Annotated in this window: 19 protein-coding genes and 1 tRNA gene; 13 read left to right on the top strand and 7 right to left on the bottom strand. The window is 41.6% G+C overall.

Features of this window, described 5'->3' with window-relative positions:
• Positions 1-20 precede the first annotated feature (20 nt).
• A complete protein-coding gene (locus DRB05_RS10140) occupies positions 21-350 on the bottom strand; it encodes a translation initiation factor (protein ID WP_017216143.1) in 330 nt (109 codons plus the stop codon).
• 143 nt (positions 351-493) lie between these two features.
• On the opposite strand from DRB05_RS10140, the gene DRB05_RS10135 reads away from it, so the two are divergent.
• The 4 genes from DRB05_RS10135 (at position 494) to DRB05_RS10120 (ending at position 4,657) form a co-directional block, all read left to right on the top strand.
• Positions 494-799 carry an STAS domain-containing protein gene (locus DRB05_RS10135; protein WP_010371095.1) on the top strand — a complete coding sequence of 102 codons (306 nt, stop codon included), beginning with the start codon at positions 494-496 and terminating at the stop codon, positions 797-799.
• Between the two features lie 21 nt (positions 800-820).
• A complete protein-coding gene (locus tag DRB05_RS10130; protein WP_128726834.1) occupies positions 821-2,479 on the top strand; it encodes a fused response regulator/phosphatase in 1,659 nt (552 codons plus the stop codon).
• Positions 2,480-2,613: 134 nt separating this feature from the next.
• Entirely contained in the window at positions 2,614-3,279 is a 666-nt protein-coding gene (locus DRB05_RS10125; protein WP_128726833.1) for a GAF domain-containing protein, read from the top strand.
• 187 nt (positions 3,280-3,466) lie between these two features.
• Positions 3,467-4,657, top strand: coding sequence for an amino acid aminotransferase (locus tag DRB05_RS10120; protein ID WP_128726832.1), 1,191 nt, complete (start codon positions 3,467-3,469; stop codon positions 4,655-4,657).
• A gap of 305 nt (positions 4,658-4,962) precedes the next feature.
• On the opposite strand, the gene DRB05_RS10115 is transcribed toward DRB05_RS10120, so the two are convergent.
• Positions 4,963-5,277 carry a YebG family protein gene (locus DRB05_RS10115; protein ID WP_128726831.1) on the bottom strand — a complete coding sequence of 105 codons (315 nt, stop codon included), beginning with the start codon at positions 5,275-5,277 and terminating at the stop codon, positions 4,963-4,965.
• Positions 5,278-5,547: 270 nt separating this feature from the next.
• On the opposite strand from DRB05_RS10115, the gene DRB05_RS10110 reads away from it, so the two are divergent.
• On the top strand, positions 5,548-5,856 hold the full coding sequence (locus DRB05_RS10110; RefSeq protein ID WP_128726830.1) for a helix-hairpin-helix domain-containing protein: 309 nt from the start codon (positions 5,548-5,550) through the stop codon (positions 5,854-5,856).
• Positions 5,857-5,907: 51 nt separating this feature from the next.
• On the opposite strand, the gene DRB05_RS10105 is transcribed toward DRB05_RS10110, so the two are convergent.
• Both DRB05_RS10105 and dsbB read right to left on the bottom strand, forming a co-directional pair.
• Entirely contained in the window at positions 5,908-6,213 is a 306-nt protein-coding gene (locus DRB05_RS10105; RefSeq protein WP_128726829.1) for a hypothetical protein, read from the bottom strand.
• A 12-nt stretch (positions 6,214-6,225) separates the two neighbouring features.
• On the bottom strand, positions 6,226-6,735 hold the full coding sequence (gene dsbB / locus DRB05_RS10100; RefSeq protein WP_128726828.1) for a disulfide bond formation protein DsbB: 510 nt from the start codon (positions 6,733-6,735) through the stop codon (positions 6,226-6,228).
• 413 nt (positions 6,736-7,148) lie between these two features.
• Here dsbB and DRB05_RS10095 point away from each other — a divergent pair, with 413 nt between their 5' ends.
• The 4 genes from DRB05_RS10095 to DRB05_RS10080 all read left to right on the top strand — a co-directional run bounded on the left by DRB05_RS10095 (position 7,149) and on the right by DRB05_RS10080 (position 10,387).
• The gene (locus DRB05_RS10095; RefSeq protein ID WP_128726827.1) at positions 7,149-7,781 is read left to right on the top strand and encodes a DJ-1/PfpI family protein; all 633 of its coding nucleotides are present in this window, start codon (positions 7,149-7,151) and stop codon (positions 7,779-7,781) included.
• A 90-nt stretch (positions 7,782-7,871) separates the two neighbouring features.
• Positions 7,872-8,579, top strand: a complete 708-nt coding sequence (locus tag DRB05_RS10090) for a hypothetical protein (protein WP_235956561.1) — start codon at positions 7,872-7,874, stop codon at positions 8,577-8,579.
• Positions 8,580-8,747: 168 nt separating this feature from the next.
• Entirely contained in the window at positions 8,748-9,461 is a 714-nt protein-coding gene (gene fadR, locus DRB05_RS10085; RefSeq protein ID WP_128726826.1) for a fatty acid metabolism transcriptional regulator FadR, read from the top strand.
• A 320-nt stretch (positions 9,462-9,781) separates the two neighbouring features.
• On the top strand, positions 9,782-10,387 hold the full coding sequence (locus tag DRB05_RS10080; protein WP_010371125.1) for a peroxiredoxin C: 606 nt from the start codon (positions 9,782-9,784) through the stop codon (positions 10,385-10,387).
• A gap of 257 nt (positions 10,388-10,644) precedes the next feature.
• On the opposite strand, the gene DRB05_RS10075 is transcribed toward DRB05_RS10080, so the two are convergent.
• Together DRB05_RS10075 and smrB are read right to left on the bottom strand one after the other, a co-directional pair.
• Positions 10,645-10,887: a hypothetical protein gene (locus DRB05_RS10075; protein ID WP_128726825.1), complete on the bottom strand. Its 243-nt coding sequence runs from the start codon at positions 10,885-10,887 to the stop codon at positions 10,645-10,647.
• Positions 10,888-11,123: 236 nt separating this feature from the next.
• Positions 11,124-11,675: an endonuclease SmrB gene (gene smrB / locus DRB05_RS10070; protein ID WP_010371129.1), complete on the bottom strand. Its 552-nt coding sequence runs from the start codon at positions 11,673-11,675 to the stop codon at positions 11,124-11,126.
• Positions 11,676-11,771: 96 nt separating this feature from the next.
• Between smrB and prmB the strand changes: the two genes are divergently transcribed.
• The 3 genes from prmB to DRB05_RS10055 all read left to right on the top strand — a co-directional run bounded on the left by prmB (position 11,772) and on the right by DRB05_RS10055 (position 14,351).
• Complete coding sequence (gene prmB / locus DRB05_RS10065) at positions 11,772-12,707, top strand: 50S ribosomal protein L3 N(5)-glutamine methyltransferase (protein WP_153188100.1); 936 nt, start codon at positions 11,772-11,774, stop codon at positions 12,705-12,707.
• A 47-nt stretch (positions 12,708-12,754) separates the two neighbouring features.
• Complete coding sequence (gene aroC / locus DRB05_RS10060; RefSeq protein ID WP_128726823.1) at positions 12,755-13,852, top strand: chorismate synthase; 1,098 nt, start codon at positions 12,755-12,757, stop codon at positions 13,850-13,852.
• A gap of 67 nt (positions 13,853-13,919) precedes the next feature.
• A complete protein-coding gene (locus DRB05_RS10055; protein WP_128726822.1) occupies positions 13,920-14,351 on the top strand; it encodes a hypothetical protein in 432 nt (143 codons plus the stop codon).
• Positions 14,352-14,412: 61 nt separating this feature from the next.
• Here the strand turns inward: DRB05_RS10055 and folD are convergent, their stop codons facing one another.
• Positions 14,413-15,267, bottom strand: a complete 855-nt coding sequence (folD, locus tag DRB05_RS10050; protein ID WP_128726821.1) for a bifunctional methylenetetrahydrofolate dehydrogenase/methenyltetrahydrofolate cyclohydrolase FolD — start codon at positions 15,265-15,267, stop codon at positions 14,413-14,415.
• A gap of 416 nt (positions 15,268-15,683) precedes the next feature.
• Here folD and DRB05_RS10045 point away from each other — a divergent pair.
• Positions 15,684-15,760, top strand: a tRNA-Pro gene (locus DRB05_RS10045).
• Positions 15,761-15,764 lie beyond the last annotated feature (4 nt).

Below are 15,764 nucleotides of genomic sequence, written 5' to 3'. Positions count from 1 at the left end.
CCAAAGGTTGGGGCTACAAATTAGCCGCCTGCGATTTTCACTTTAAAGCCTTGACCTTCTAATAGTTGCTTAAGTTTTTCTCGGTCATCGCCTTGAATTTCAATTACGCCTTCTTTAACTGCGCCACCTTGACCCATTTTAGATTTAAGCGTTTTTGCCAATTTTTTTAGATCATGCTGTTCACTATCGATGCCAACAACAAGCATAACACCTTTGCCTTTACGCCCTTTAGTTTGTCTTTCAATACGAACGGCACCGTCTTTGAAAACTTTCCCTTGAACTTCTTGTTTTGGTTCTTTGGTGTCGATACGGCCTACATCTGTGGAGTACACAAGTCTTGATTCTGACATTGATTTTGGTCCTCTAGCGGGTTCTTTGCGGAGATCATAGCAAAAAGCAGATTAGATGTTTTTTATTTTTTGCTAAATGATTTTTAAGCGTTATATTTAAATTGGTGAGGGGAAACAAATTAAAATAATTTAGGAGCTTAATGATGAGCTTGAGTAAAAACGCTTCTGCTGACGGTAAAACACTGACCATTCAAATTAGGGGCAAGTTCGACTTCAATTTAGTACAATCGTTTCGTCAGGCATATGCGGAAGTAAATGATCAAACCGAAAAGGTTGTTGTAGACCTGCGTGAAACCGATTATATGGACAGCTCCGCTTTGGGTATGTTGTTAAATATGAAAAAAACGCTGGGAAGCTCTGTTTCTAGCATTCAAATTAGTAATTGTCGCCCACAACTAAAGAAAATCCTCCAGATCTCTCGTTTTGATAAGAAGTTTGATATTGACTAATTTTAGATAGATAAGACCCTCATGAATATCTTGGTAGTCGATGATCAGGTTTTAAATTGCAAGCTGCTTAAGGCAATGCTCGAGCAGCAGTTTTATACTGTTTTTTGTGCGAACAATGGTCGTGATGCGTTAAAGATTCTTGAAATTCAAGACATTGACATTGTGTTGTTGGATGTCATCATGCCTGTTATGGATGGCTTTGAGGCTGCGCCCAAAATAAAGCAATATGCTGGCGACGTATATTTGCCTATTATCTTTATCACCGCACTTGAAGATCAAAGCAGTTTTGAAAAATGCCTTGCTGTAGGAGGCGATGACTTCATTCACAAACCGTTCGATAAAGTTATCCTATCAGCCAAAATTAAAGCGCACGCAAGAACCCGCAGACTCAGTCAGCAAAGCAATGAGCAACGCCGACAGCTCGAATATCACTATAACCAGATAGAGCGGGAGCACGAGATTGTTGAGCACATATTTAGTAACGCGCTTGCACAACAGTCAGAATATCCTGAGATTTGCGAATATCATTTATCACCCGCGTCAATGTTTAATGGCGATATGTTTTTAATGGCTAAGAGCCCGATGGGAGGGTTTTATTGTTTACTCGGTGATTTTACCGGCCATGGCTTAGCCGCTGCAGTTGGCGCGCTTCCCGCTTCGCGCATTTTCTATACTATGGTGCAAAAAGGGATGGCGGTAAGTGATATCGCTGTTGAGCTCAATGCCGCCCTTAATGAGCTATTGCCTGGTCACATGTTTTGTGCTGCTGCAATCATAGAATTGAGTAGCTCAGGTAAAAGTATTTCTGCTTGGCTTGGTGGTTTGCCAGATTTATATTTGATTGATCAAAATGGCAGCCTTATTAAAACCATCGAAAGCCAACATATGGCGCTCGGCATATTAGAAATCAATGAATTTGAGCGTAATTTGCTGCATTTTGAAGTCAGTCCAAATCAACGCCTTGTGATGGCGACAGATGGCATTATCGAATCTGAGTCTGAGCAAGGCGAAATGTATGGCGAGCGACGGTTAAAGCGCTTATTAGCAAGTAGACAGCATATTTCCACTGAGCAGATTATCTCAGAAGTTCGTGACTTTTCTGGTCATACGGAACAGCAAGATGACTTAAGCATCGCGATTATTAATTGTGTTGCCAGTGAGTCAATAGCGTCTGCGCCTCACCACTACTCAAGCTTGCCGTTTAATATTTCGTTATCTTTAGATGCCAAGCAGATCAAAAGCACAGATCCTGTGCTTGAGCTGGTGGATTTACTTAGTGAGGTTGACGGTATTTCGGCACATCGCTCCAATATATTCTTGTTACTTTCTGAGGCTTATAATAACTCTTTAGACCACGGGGTGCTGGGACTAGATTCTGAAATTAAAAATAAAGAAGATGGCTTTTTTGAGTTTTATAGTCTGCGAGAGAGTGTTTTGAAAGAGTTGAAAGAAGCGCTCATTATTATTTCAGTGCGTTATAGCCCTGAAGAGTTAAAGTTATATTTCAATATTTGTGATTCAGGTAATGGTTTTGAATCAAGTGAGCGCAACAAAGCGAAACAAGAGCATAGTCATGGTAGGGGGGTTAGCTTGCTGAACGAAATAGCGCAAAGTGTTAGTTACAACAACGCAGGGAACGAAGTAGAAATGACTTATTCACTTACCTCTAAATCGATCTAAATTCCACTCAAACGTATTTTACTTTTACTTTTGCTTTAGGTTTACTATCTACTCGTATTGCCTTATGTACCTGTTTTTGAGTATTGGCAAGGTATAAAGAGCGTGGTAAAGTTGCATTAAATTTAGATGTTTAGATGGCTAAAATGTCAGATTATATTTCATTGAGTAGATTATCTATCCCCCGCGAATTGCTCTTGCTGCAATTAGAAAAACTAGATGCTTATATTGAGCAAAACTCAAGCCCTGCAGTGTGGTCATATCAGATCCCTGAGCTCGGTGAAGGTGGTGCTTGTAGCTTGTTTGGTCACCTTCAGGAGGCACCTTTTTTATTGAGTGACTATGTTGAAAAGAACACGGTGAATGAACAATCGCTTGCCAAACTGCAAACGATAGTGTCAGCGGTAGTTGAAGTTACAGGCGTTGACTGGTTTGGTATATATCAAGCAAGAGCGACAAATGAAGGCAAACAACTCCTCAAACTAGCTTACTCTGGGGCGCCGAGTAGACCGCTATTTCCAATAACGGAGGCCTTTGCCGCTACCTCAAATAATATCCAGACGGTCTTGAGTGCTAAAGCTCGGGTGATTAATGACATTCCTCATTATGTCGCCAGTGGAGGAGAGTACTACACTTGCGATCCTAAGGTTAAAGCAGAAACCTGTATGCCATTATTCGATGATGATCAAAACTGTATTGGAATTATTGATGCAGAAGCGTTCTCTGAGTCATTTTTCAGTGAAGAAATTTTAGCATTACTTGCAGCTGCGTGTGTGAGAATTCCTGAATATTTACCTGAATAACTATAGGCCCTAGTAATAGTGGGACTGTAAACTTAAAGCCTTTGCGGTGCTAACAAGTTTACAAAAATGAATAAAATTCTAGATAAATATGGTAACTGAGATACAAGTCTCTATGTTACCATCAAGTCTACTGGAATCGAGCGTCAGCCGCTCGAGTTTGCATTAATTAAAATAAAAGAGATAAGCCATGTTCTCAGAGCTAAAACCACTTCCAACAGATCCTATTTTAGGCCTGATGGCCGCTTATAAGCAGGACACTAATCCAAATAAAATTGACCTAGGTGTAGGTGTTTATAAGGATGAACAGGGAAATACGCCGGTACTTAGAGCGGTTAAAAAAGCGGAAGCATTTCGTTTAGAAAACGAAACGACAAAATCTTATATTGGTTTGGCTGGTAACTTAGACTTCTGTCAAAAGATGGAAACACTGTTACTTGGAGAGCATAGTACATTGTTGGCAAACCGTGTACGCACGGCGCAAGCACCTGGTGGCACGGGAGCATTACGTGTTGCTGCCGAATTTATTAAACGTTGCAACACCAATGCGACTGTTTGGGTTACTACTCCAACTTGGGCAAACCATATCAGCCTATTTGAAGCTGCTGGTCTAACAGTCAAAGAGTATCCTTACTATGACTACGAAAATAAAGGGTTGTTATTTGATGAGATGATCAATGCACTGAAGCAAGTATCTAAAGGTGATGTGGTACTACTTCATGCATGTTGTCATAACCCAAGTGGTATGGACTTAAATCAAGAGCAATGGAAAGTAGTTGCTGAACTTGCGAAAGAACAAGGTTTTACGCCATTAATTGATATCGCATACCAAGGTTTTGGTACCAGCCTTGAAGAAGATGCACAAGGCCTTAGAACAGTTGCGGATACGGTTGATGAAATGATCATCTGTTCATCTTGTTCTAAGAACTTTGGTCTTTATCGCGAGCGTATCGGTGCGTGCTCAATCATTGCAAAAGACAGTGCAACTGCAGACGTTTCAAACTCAGTATTACTTAGTGTTGTGCGTAGTATCTATTCAATGCCACCAGCACACGGTGCTGATATTGTAAATACCATATTAAGTAGTTCTGAACTTACACAAATGTGGTATGACGAACTTGATGAAATGCGTAGCCGTATCAATGGTCTACGTACGTTGATCAAAGAAAGCCTAGCTGCAAAAGGTGTTGAGCAAGACTTCTCATTCATCGACCGTCAGCATGGTATGTTCTCTTTCTTAGGTATTAATAAAGAGCAAATTGACAGGCTGCGCACTGAATATGCTATCTATATGGTAGGTTCTAGTCGCGTTAACGTAGCTGGTGTAAGCAAGGACAATATTGACTATTTTGCTGACGCAGTGGCAAGCGTGATTAAGTAATACCGCGCTATACAAAACAAAATAAAAAACCGCAAAATGTGCGGTTTTTTATTTTTACCCAGCATCACTTACTGAAGTAATACCAGTTGTATTAAGTAAATGATCTATCTTTAAGCGGGGAAATAGCTTTAGTAGCACCGCTCTCGCGTCCTGCTGCCGCTAAGGTACCTATATCCATATAGGCAAGGCAAAAATCTTGCTATTTAGTTGTTCTAAATGAGAAATTTTTAACGAAGCTAATATGCTATTTCACCCTTCAAATTGATTAGAGAATTAATTCAATTGGTATAAGTAGCTATTATCACTTAGGCTTGCTTAATTTTGGTCACTTTTTCTGAATCTGACGCTTTTTCGTCTGCAGATTTGTTTTTGGTACTGGCCTTTGGTGCTACTTTTCCACCTTTTAATACAGACACAAAGTCATCTTTTTGTTTTGCAATTTCAAGCGCTAGGGATTCAACTTGTTGTTCACTCAGCGGTACGTCAACTTTTGCTAGCATATCTTCCAATGCCTCAGCTACATCTAGCATCTTATCGTAAGCATCAGCTTCTTTTTTAGATGTGAAAGTCATACGCTCGACTCCATTTCTTTCAACAACATATTTGATGATAACGGCCATGGTTATTCCCCTAGTCACTGTTTTTTTATACAGTAAATTGAATTGAGTGATTAAGCAAGCTATTTTGAAAATTTTTCAAGTATAGGTGAACAAAAGAGAATTAACAAAATTTTTTAAAAACAACAGGTTAATATTAATTTTCTTTTTTGAAAGAATGAAAATTTTTGACAAAGTTGATATTCCAATCTTTATTTAAAAAGCGTACTGCAATCACTCACCGAGGTGAGTGCAGTAAGCTTCGGATACTTTTTACGCACAAGGAGTGTATATATGTTCAATAAACCCACCATACTTTCTATTTTATTGGCGTTAGGTTTAAGCTGTTCAAGTGTGCTCGCAAAACCTGCGGAGCAAGCAAAATCAGTCTCTCAAACACAGCAGCAAAGTGTTGCGCTTGATATTAATTCTGCAGATGCTTCAGCGCTTTCAAGTTTACCAGGGATTGGTATTCGTAAAGCTGAAGCCATTGTTGAGTATCGCAAAAAAATGGGACGCTTTAAGAGCACAGCTGAGTTACTCGAAGTAAAAGGAATAGGGAAAGGCATATTGGCAAAGCTGGAGGGAAAGATTAGAGTCTAGTTGATGTTATTGTGTGCGAGCTTAGCTGCTCGCACACAGGTAGATTGAAAATTAGGGCTTATTCGAGGCGTTAAACTCAGCGATCGCTCGAGCCAATTTGGGTTTGCCAAACTGTATTTCCACCGGTGTAGTTAGTAGTGGATAAACTAATCCGGCTACGAGTAAGACGGGTAATAACAGCCAGCCTTCAAAGACGACTAATGAGGCAAAAAATGGTGTGAGTAATAGCAACTTTACTATTCTTAATACGACTTTTGTTTTCGCGTCGAGACGGCTAAGTGCAAGACGTAAGATAATCTGCTTGTCACGTAATTTAAATTCTCTTAGCTGCTCAATTTGGCTTAACCTAAAATGCATGAATACGAAATCTCAGCTTCTTTTAGTAACGTGGAAAAATAAGAAAAGAATAAATGCGATACTATAAAATGCAAAGATAATTTCCATCCATCCTGGCATAGATAATCCTGCGAAAGACCAGTCTATATTGCCACAGTCACCCGTTGCAGCAAAAAAGCTTGGCAGCCATTCATGAAGCGGCATAAACGCAGGAAAGTTTGGTACAAAGTCACAGGTAAAAGCAAATGGATCCGTTGTGGTTTGCATACTGATATGTTCACGGGCGATAAAATAGCCCCAAATACTGCCTACACCCCAAGAAGCAAAGGCAAAACTGCGTAGCACGAAGGAGCGAGGCGAAATCATACCGATTAAACCAGCCGCTAACAGCCCCAACATAGCAAAACGCTGATAGATACACATAATACAGGGTTCTAAACCCATACCATATTGGAAATACAGTGCGACAGCTTCGAAAATAGCAGCGGACAGTGCCAGCAATCCCCATGATTGCCTAGAGAGGTGAAAAGATGAAATCTTCATTATCGAGAAACCCTTTTTGTTTTATTATGCTTTATCTGGTTGCGTTAGGGCAACCTTACTTCGGCAGTGTGCGCTATCTTTGCGACGATTTTTCGACTCTTGTTGTTAGTAGAAGTTCGAAAATATCAAAATAGATCACTTGATTAAATCAATTGATGTTGTATCACCAAGTGAGCCGGCTTGTGGAGTATCCACCTAGCCGTGAATATATTACCACCCCAACAGGGATGAAACTTTGGTGGTGGTCTATGCGAATACAGAGCTTCTGAGTATCAATCGTATCATCGAGTTAGTTTGGCAGCCGCAAGTGGTAAATTAAAAGAATAAAAAATAGAATAAACAACACCCACTACCGCAAAGAATAAATAACACATATGTTTGCGACTAATGAAAGCAGCGAAGGAAAAAACATTATGTATAAAGTAGGCATTGCTCTGTTTGACGATTTCACAGACGTAGACTTCTTTTTGATGTATGACTTGCTTGGTCGAACAACCGACAGTTGGGTTGTGAGTGTATTAGGAACGAAGCCAGAGCATAGTTCTCACCTTGGCATGCGAGTTAAAACAGACGGGCATATTTCAGAAGTAATTAATCAAGATGCAGTTCTGATCACGAGTGGCAAACGTGGTATTCCTGCAGCTATGAAAGACACTGAGTTTATGTCCGCGCTGAACCTTGACCCAAATAGGCAGCTAATAGGCTCGATTTGTGCGGGATCTTTCATCCTTCATGAGCTTGGTTTGCTTAAAGGTAAGTCGTTAACGACGAATCCAGATGCTAAGGGTGTTTTGCAAAGTATGGGAGGAGATGTTCAGGACTTACCCCTTGTCATAAACGGTAACATCGCCACTGCTGGAGGCTGCCTCTCGCTAATGTATCTAATCGGCTGGTTGGCAGAGCGGTTGTTTGACTCAGATAAACGGAAGAATATACAAAATCAGTTAATTCCAGCTGGGCAATTAGCGCTTTTTGAAGACCTCATTGCTACAACGATTCAATCAGCAGAGTTAGAAAATTTGAACACAGGCGCCCAGACCCTCTGAGATGCAAATGGAGGGTAAGTCTTCGTCATTGCTAAATTTTAGTCTGATATTTATTCTGACTAAGCGACGTACTAAAAGTATCAAATAAATATGAGCAATCAACAAAAGTGGCAAAGGCAGTGGAGGGAAGTATTAGGAGAGTCGACAGAATCCATGCCTGATATCAAGGAGGATTATATTCTCCACTTCGACATATGGAAACTGGATGATGAAAAACTAGAAGCTTGCTTTGCAATATTTCCTAATGGCAAGCGAATACTTAAAAGAGTGAATGAAGTCAGAAAAGTGTATCCGCAATCTACAGAAATTGATGATGAAACTCTCTTAAACAAGCTAAATCAACTCAATGAAAATATAGAGATTGTGCTTCAAGCATTCGGCGACCAAGCACTTATTGAGTTAAATAGAGAAAAGTCTTCCACTAAGAAATGTCGTGTTTATCGGGGCAGTGAAACGCTAAGGTGTGAAGTGTTTAAAAATGCGGATCCACCCACCATACATTTAGATGATGCACTGTCTGAAATTATCAAGAAACACTGTGGTGGAGAAGGTTACGAAGCACTTTTCTTTTTAAGTGAGCCGTTATACCAATTGGTTGGTTGCGATTATACCGTTTCGCATTGGATAGCATGGGCAATGGTAGAAAACGAATACGATACCGATCCGTACTACGAAGCATTTGAATTATACAAAATGAAAGCAGAGGCTGGATGGTCTGATGAGGAGCAATTTGTTTACATTAACAGCTCAGTGTTTAGCGAAGATGAGCTCGTTCTCGCCAAGTCTATATCGCCTTAATTGAGTTCTAAGTCTCACACCGCATCACAATCTCACCTACATTGAATATGGCTATTTTCAGCTAGGGTGATTTGTAGCTTGTTAGTTGAGCTTCATCTGGTACAATCAGTGGATTAACAAGCACAACCTGCCAATCAAGGCATTGATGTAATAATAAAGTGGTGTGAGATGAGAATTTTCAAAGCCAAGAGCCCAGCTGGATTTGCTGAAGAATATATTGTTGAGTCAATTTGGAACGGCGAATTCCCTCCGGGATCCATTCTACCTGCTGAGCGTGAGCTTTCTGAACTCATTGGTGTAACAAGAACAACACTGCGCGAAGTATTACAAAGGCTAGCTCGTGATGGCTGGTTGACTATCCAACATGGTAAGCCAACCCGAGTAAATAACTTTTGGGAAACGTCGGGTCTTAATATATTAGAAACTTTAGCGCGTCTTGATGAAGATAAGATGCCCGAGCTGACCGATCAGCTGCTGTCAGCGCGTACCAATATTAGTGCTATCTATACGCGTGCGGCGATAAAATTCAACCCGCAGCGTGTTATCGATATTTTGTCTAAGCATGAAGAGCTAGAAGACACCGCAGAAGCCTTTGCCGATTACGATTATCAAGTTCACCATGAACTGGCAGGTGCAGGGCAAAACAAAATTTATGTGCTTATTTTAAATGGCTTCAGAGGCTTATACTCAAAAATTGGTTGTCATTACTTCTCAGATCCTAGAACGCGAGGACTGGCGAGACAGTTTTATGCAGATTTAACCAAACTGGCGGAAAATCAAGAACACGATGGGGCTATTTCATTAATGCGTAAGTATGGTCATCAATCGGGTGAAATTTGGCAGCAGATCCGCGGTGATATGCCAGAAAACATTATGGACTAATGTCTATCGAGTGATATACATGTTAAAGAGGCTTCTTCGTGAAGCCTTTTTTGATCTCCGAATGGCGTCCTGAGCGGAGGTATTTGAGTCTCATCGAATTTATAGATTGATGCTATCGCTAAATTCGATTGTTAATTATGGCACTTGCCAAATACACTAGGCGCAGTTTTTGGTGGTGAGAATGACAAAGATACTTTGGTTATGAATCTAGCTAGGGTTGTTTTTTCATAAGCACGCCACAATATTATGAACAAGATATTTTGGTCTCGACACGAGATACCAAATAAGATTGGAAATAAACCTAACTATTGGAGATAAAAATGGGTGTATTAGTAGGCCGCAAGGCACCAGACTTTACAGCAGCAGCAGTACTAGGTAACGGTGAGATCGTAGATAGCTACAACCTGCACGAGCGTATTAAAGGTAAAAAAGCGGTTGTTTTCTTTTACCCACTAGACTTCACGTTTGTTTGTCCTTCAGAGCTAATCGCGTTCGACAAGCGTTACGAAGAGTTCCAAAAGCGTGGTGTTGAAGTGATCGGTGTTTCAATCGATTCTCAATTCTCACATAACGCATGGCGTAACACTCCAGTAAACGAAGGCGGTATCGGTCAAGTTAAATACGATCTAATCGCTGACGTTAAGCACGAAATCTGTCAAGCATACGACGTTGAGCACCCAGAAGCTGGTGTTGCTTTCCGTGGTTCTTTCCTAATCGATGCTGAAGGTAATGTTCGTCACCAAGTAGTTAACGACCTACCACTAGGCCGTAACATCGACGAAATGCTACGCATGGTTGATGCACTAGCATTCCACGAAGAGCACGGTGAAGTATGTCCAGCTGGTTGGACTGAAGGTAAAGCAGGTATGGATGCAAGCCCTGAAGGTGTTGCTAAGTTCCTATCTGAAAACGAAGGCGCACTATAATTTAGTGTCGACTTTGTGATATCTCGCTGATATCAAAAAAGAAACCCGCCAATTGGCGGGTTTTTTAATGGCTACTGATACCTCAATAGCTTTCAGAGGGTAAAACTTTGACTACTTGGCTACCTTGCCTACTTTAGCAAGTGCTATGCTAGTTAAAGTTAATAAACTGACCCAGTGACTTTATCAGTTGAATGCTTAAGTAAGCGGCGAATAAACTGATCACGGGAGTTGCGAGCAGACTCAGAAATTCGAGTTCATTAATCATTAGTCTCTTCCTTTTTTACTTGCTCGTTGTTATTGGTTGTTTGAAACGCTTTCTCTAGAGACTGTTTGGTCTCAATTTTTATTTCCTCTAGATTCGCTTTGATTGACTCAGCGATAGCTTGCGTTACTTTGGTTTTTACTTCTTGAAGTAAAGAAGCATCAATTTGTGCAGCTGTTGTTGTCATGCTCGCTGTAAACAGTAAAGTTGTCATGGTGATTTTCGCTAAAGTAGTCATAATAAGTTTCCTTGTAATTTGTTAGTCGCAATAACTATTACAAAGGTTGTGCCAAAATAAATTTAATTTTTATCTTATTGATTTTTATGTATTTTAATTTTTTCTTGGCACAGGGGAATTAATAAGGTGGTGAATTTGACCAGTAATGGATGGGTGAAATGGCTAAGATTTAGTTAAAACTATTAAGGCTGGATTAAGCGAAGTAAGAGAGGGTAAAAAACAATGTTTGGGCCGAACTAACGGCCAAAGTTAGGATCATCAGGTAAGTCAACCAAGATTAATACAGCCCCTTTACCGCCATATTCTAAAGGTGCTTGGTGCATCGCCAGTATATCTGGATGCTGGACAAGATACTGCGGTACTTTATGTTTAAGCACACGCTCACCAATTCCATGAACCACGCACGCACAGGCAATATGCTGCTTCTTGCAAGCATGAATTAATGCTGCCAGTTCTTGTTTTACCGTTTCTTTATTTAGCCCGTGCAAATCTAAGATGAGTTCGGGCGCGTAGTCACCACGCCTTAGCTGCTTTGCTAAATAGCGATCAGCTCCGGGCTTTACGAAGTTGATGGTTCCCGACGTATCAATATCTGGAATATACTCGTCAGAAAAGTAAAACTCAGATTGCTGTTGCTTGACTTGTTGCTTCAGCTCAATGCTCTGAATTTTTTTCTTTTGTTTGAGCTGCACCTGATCTTGTTTGAGGGGTTTTACACCATTCAAAGACTCACGAAACATCGCGAAATCGTCATTTAGGTCAGCATTAGTGTTAGATTCTCTGTTCATGGTGACATTTTAAATAAAAAAAGCATAAAAACCTAGCTTAAAAACCGCTACAATAGCGCCATATAGTTTGATCTTTAGAGAGTCACCATGACGGAAATGTCGCAACCACTTATTACCGAAGAAATGGCCGTTGAGGCCTTTCAAGACTTACATACCATTCAGGACTGGGTACGCTGGACAGCGAGCCAGTTTGTGAGTAACGAGGTATTTTTTGGTCATGGTACGGATAATCCTTGGGACGAAGCGGTCAGTTTGGTGCTTCCGGTGCTGCATATGCCAATTGATGCCCCCAAAGAAATCATGCATGCGCGCATGACACAAAGTGAGAAAGCGCATCTGATGGAGTTTATCAAAGCACGTATCGAACAGCGTATTCCCGTCGCCTACTTAACCAATCAAGCTTGGTTTGCTGGTATGCCGTTTTATGTTGATGAGCGCGTATTAGTACCACGCTCACCATTTGCAGAGTTAATCGCAAAACATTTTGCCCCTTGGGTAGCTACACCGAATAAAGTAACGCGTATCTTAGATATGTGTACGGGTTCTGGTTGTATTGCGATTGCATTGGCTAAAGCATTTGAGCGCGCACAGGTCGACGCAGTAGATATTTCTTTTGAAGCCTTAGAAGTGGCTGATCACAATATCAATCAGCATATGATGCAAGACAGAGTTTTCGCTATCCAGTCTGATGTATTTAGTGGTGTACCGGGTCAAAAGTACGATTTAATCGTAGCAAATCCTCCTTATGTTGATGCAGAAGATATGTCAGATCTGCCAGAGGAGTTCCATCATGAGCCAGAACTTGGTTTGGCGTCAGGAGAAGATGGCCTTGATGTGACCCGCACATTACTGGCAGAAGCGGCAGATCATCTAAATGATGATGGTTTGTTATTTGTCGAAGTTGGTAATTCTATGGTACATATGGAACAGCAATTTCCTGAAGCACCATTCACTTGGTTAGACTTTGAGCATGGTGGTTTAGGGATCTTTGTCGTATCCAAACAACAACTATTGGAATACTTTAAAAACTGATAGGGAGCCAATGCTCTCTATCGTCTATTTAGGAATGAGGAAAAACGATGGCAGGCAATAGCATTGGCCAATTATTTAAGGTGTCGACCTTTGGTGAAAGTCATGGTGCCGCGCTTGGTGGCGTGGTGGATGGTGTACCACCTGGGCTTGAGATCACTGAAGCTGATTTACAAATCGATTTAGATAGACGCAAACCAGGTCAAAGCCGTTACACAACGCAGCGTCGAGAAGGCGATGAAATAAAAATTCTCTCGGGTGTGTTTGAAGGCAGGACTACGGGTACGAGCATCGGGTTATTGATTGAAAATACCGATCAACGTTCAAAAGATTACTCAAACATCAAAGATTTGTTTCGTCCGGGTCACGGCGACTATACCTATTGGCACAAATACGGACATAGAGATTATCGCGGTGGTGGCAGGTCGTCGGCACGTGAAACTGCTATTCGAGTTGCAGCAGGTGCCATCGCGAAAAAATATCTCAAGCAAGTCCATGGCATCGAAATCAATGCCTGCCTTTCTCAATTAGGCCCGATTAAAGCCGAGCATTATGATTGGTCAGCCGTTGAAACCAATCCATTTTTCTTTCCCGATGAATCTAAGCTAGAAGCGCTAGATGAATATATGCGTACGCTGAAAAAAGAAGGTGATTCAGTCGGCGCAAAGGTAAAAGTCGTGGCGAAAAATGTGCCTGTTGGTTTAGGTGAGCCAGTGTTTGACCGTTTGGACGCCGAGATAGCGCACTCCTTGATGAGCATCAATGCCGTAAAAGGAGTCGAGATTGGTGATGGCTTTGATGTGGTTGAGCAAAAGGGCTCCGAGCATAGAGATGAACTAACGCCACAGGGATTTACCTCTAATCATGCAGGCGGCGTGTTAGCGGGTATTTCTACAGGACAAGATATTATCGCGTCAATTGCGCTAAAACCGACATCAAGTATCTCGGTACCGGGGCAGAGTATTGATACCCACAACCAACCGCAAGAAGTTGTGACGAAGGGTCGTCATGACCCTTGTGTTGGTATTCGCGCCATTCCAATCGCAGAGGCCATGTTGGCAATTACACTCATGGATCATTTATTGCGTCACCGTGGTCAAAACCAAGACGTCAATTTGCCGCATAAGCCAATTCCTGGTCATATCTAGCCAGTATCAAGTAAGCTAATTTTTGGCACAGTGATTGCTTTTCTTGGACAAATCAAGGAGAGCAATCATGATCACTTACCAAACCCACTCCGCAATTCGTACCACTGAGTCCGTTTCAGAGCAGCAAAGCCTTGCCCAAACTAAACGAGTTAATACCGCTGCGCAGGAGCAAGACTATGTCGCTGCTGCTAACATCGCAGCCCAATCATCTCCTGTACTCGATAATAAAGTAGACGAGCCATTTAAATATGAAGTGGTGGAGCGTAATGAAACATTTCTCGAAAAAATGAGAGAAGCGGTAATGTTTAGCCGCTTGGGGGCAAATAAAGAGAAAATAGACGAATTAAAAGAGAAAATGGCAGAGCTTGAAAAGCTTGCGGCTGAGGGGAAAATTTCACCTGAAGAATTAGAAGAGCGAATGGCTGCTTTACAAGAGGCAATGAGAGATGCGGTAACTCAGGAAGAAAACAAAGCGAACAAGGACACGCTAATGAGTTAGTGAGGTTTAAAAGAATAAAAGCCTCAACTGAGGCCTTTACATACTCATAAACTAATAGCGTTTAGCTGTGATACTTTTCACACGCTTCTAGCGTATTTTCGATTAAGCTTGCTACGGTCATTGGACCCACACCACCTGGCACCGGGGTAATAAAGCTCGCGCTCTGTTCTGCGATGTCGTATTGCACGTCACCTACCAGTTTGCCAGATTCTAGGCGATTAATACCTACATCAATAACAATCGCGCCTTCTTTAACCCAGTCGCCCGGAATAAACTCTGGTTTGCCTACCGCCACAACCAGAAGATCGGCACGACGCACATGGGTTTCGAGGTCTTGCGTAAACTTATGGCAAACGGTTGTAGTACAACCGGCAAGTAGCAACTCCAGCGACATAGGGCGACCAACGATGTTTGAAGCACCAACCACAACCGCATGCATGCCCTTATAACGAACACCAGTAGAATCGAGTAGGGTGATGATCCCTTTTGGAGTACACGGTCTTAATGCAGGCATTCTTTGTGCAAGACGACCGACGTTATATGGGTGAAAGCCGTCGACGTCTTTGTGAGGATCAATACGCTCTAACACTTTTTCAGCGTCTAGGCCTTCAGGTAGCGGCAACTGCACTAAGATCCCATCAACTTCAGGATCTGCATTAAGCTCGTCAACAAGCGCAAGTAATTGTTCTTCGCTTGTGTCACCTGGTAAGTCGAAAGATTTAGAAACAAATCCGACTTCTTCACAGGCTTTACGCTTTGAACCAACATAAACTTGGCTCGCAGGATCCTGGCCTACTAATACCACTGCCAAGCCAGGCGCTCTTAGACCTTGCGCTAGTCTGTCTTGAACTCGTTGTGCAACAGTAGAACGAACTTGTTTCGCGATAGCTTTGCCATCAATGATGTTTGCCGTCATGATTGACCTATATTAAGGGTTAAAAAACTTGAACGATGATAGAGCCTTTAAATTCTTCTATACAAGTACTTTTATTGAGTGATGACTCTGCTTGTAGAGAAAAATAATGGGGTTGCTCTATTTATATGCCCTGCTAATTAGTTTGATAGAGGACATTTGCCCGCTATTTTCGCAAAAAACAGCCATCCCGCCAAGTTTGCATTGCGTAAAAGCAAAGGTTTTTATGATCAGCTCTACAAGAAGCGTTCAAAAATTGTTTAAGTCAGCTGTTTTATCAACAATTTGTGGCAAAATTAGGCAGTTGAAACAAAAACTAAAAAAAATATTTGACCTACTTCGGGCAAATCACTATTATGCACCCCGTTGCCAACGAGGACTCACCGATAAAAAGGTTCTTAGTTCTCCAAGGTCACAGTCGGCGATTAGCGCAGCTTGGTAGCGCACTTGGTTTGGGTCCAAGGGGTCGCAGGTTCAAATCCTGCATCGCCGACCACTTT

The sequence above is a fragment of the Pseudoalteromonas sp. A757 genome (assembly GCF_004103285.1).
Taxonomy (GTDB): domain Bacteria; phylum Pseudomonadota; class Gammaproteobacteria; order Enterobacterales; family Alteromonadaceae; genus Pseudoalteromonas; species Pseudoalteromonas galatheae.
Note: the sequence above shows the minus strand (reverse complement) of the source record. Positions and strands in the feature narration are given on the sequence as shown.

Bases quoted from the DNA above. Each gene is read 5' to 3' on its own strand.
- prmB (WP_153188100.1), top strand. From the start codon at position 11,772: ATGTCGCAACCACTTATTACCGAAGAAATGGCCGTTGAGGCCTTTCAA.
- DRB05_RS10075 (WP_128726825.1), bottom strand. From the start codon at position 10,887: ATGACTACTTTAGCGAAAATCACCATGACAACTTTACTGTTTACAGCG.
- DRB05_RS10140 (WP_017216143.1), bottom strand. From the start codon at position 350: ATGTCAGAATCAAGACTTGTGTACTCCACAGATGTAGGCCGTATCGAC.
- DRB05_RS10115 (WP_128726831.1), bottom strand. From the start codon at position 5,277: ATGGCCGTTATCATCAAATATGTTGTTGAAAGAAATGGAGTCGAGCGT.
- DRB05_RS10135 (WP_010371095.1), top strand. From the start codon at position 494: ATGAGCTTGAGTAAAAACGCTTCTGCTGACGGTAAAACACTGACCATT.
- aroC (WP_128726823.1), top strand. From the start codon at position 12,755: ATGGCAGGCAATAGCATTGGCCAATTATTTAAGGTGTCGACCTTTGGT.
- DRB05_RS10120 (WP_128726832.1), top strand. From the start codon at position 3,467: ATGTTCTCAGAGCTAAAACCACTTCCAACAGATCCTATTTTAGGCCTG.
- DRB05_RS10110 (WP_128726830.1), top strand. From the start codon at position 5,548: ATGTTCAATAAACCCACCATACTTTCTATTTTATTGGCGTTAGGTTTA.
- DRB05_RS10080 (WP_010371125.1), top strand. From the start codon at position 9,782: ATGGGTGTATTAGTAGGCCGCAAGGCACCAGACTTTACAGCAGCAGCA.
- dsbB (WP_128726828.1), bottom strand. From the start codon at position 6,735: ATGAAGATTTCATCTTTTCACCTCTCTAGGCAATCATGGGGATTGCTG.
- DRB05_RS10095 (WP_128726827.1), top strand. From the start codon at position 7,149: ATGTATAAAGTAGGCATTGCTCTGTTTGACGATTTCACAGACGTAGAC.
- DRB05_RS10130 (WP_128726834.1), top strand. From the start codon at position 821: ATGAATATCTTGGTAGTCGATGATCAGGTTTTAAATTGCAAGCTGCTT.
- fadR (WP_128726826.1), top strand. From the start codon at position 8,748: ATGAGAATTTTCAAAGCCAAGAGCCCAGCTGGATTTGCTGAAGAATAT.
- DRB05_RS10125 (WP_128726833.1), top strand. From the start codon at position 2,614: ATGGCTAAAATGTCAGATTATATTTCATTGAGTAGATTATCTATCCCC.
- DRB05_RS10105 (WP_128726829.1), bottom strand. From the start codon at position 6,213: ATGCATTTTAGGTTAAGCCAAATTGAGCAGCTAAGAGAATTTAAATTA.
- smrB (WP_010371129.1), bottom strand. From the start codon at position 11,675: ATGAACAGAGAATCTAACACTAATGCTGACCTAAATGACGATTTCGCG.
- DRB05_RS10090 (WP_235956561.1), top strand. From the start codon at position 7,872: ATGAGCAATCAACAAAAGTGGCAAAGGCAGTGGAGGGAAGTATTAGGA.
- DRB05_RS10055 (WP_128726822.1), top strand. From the start codon at position 13,920: ATGATCACTTACCAAACCCACTCCGCAATTCGTACCACTGAGTCCGTT.
- folD (WP_128726821.1), bottom strand. From the start codon at position 15,267: ATGACGGCAAACATCATTGATGGCAAAGCTATCGCGAAACAAGTTCGT.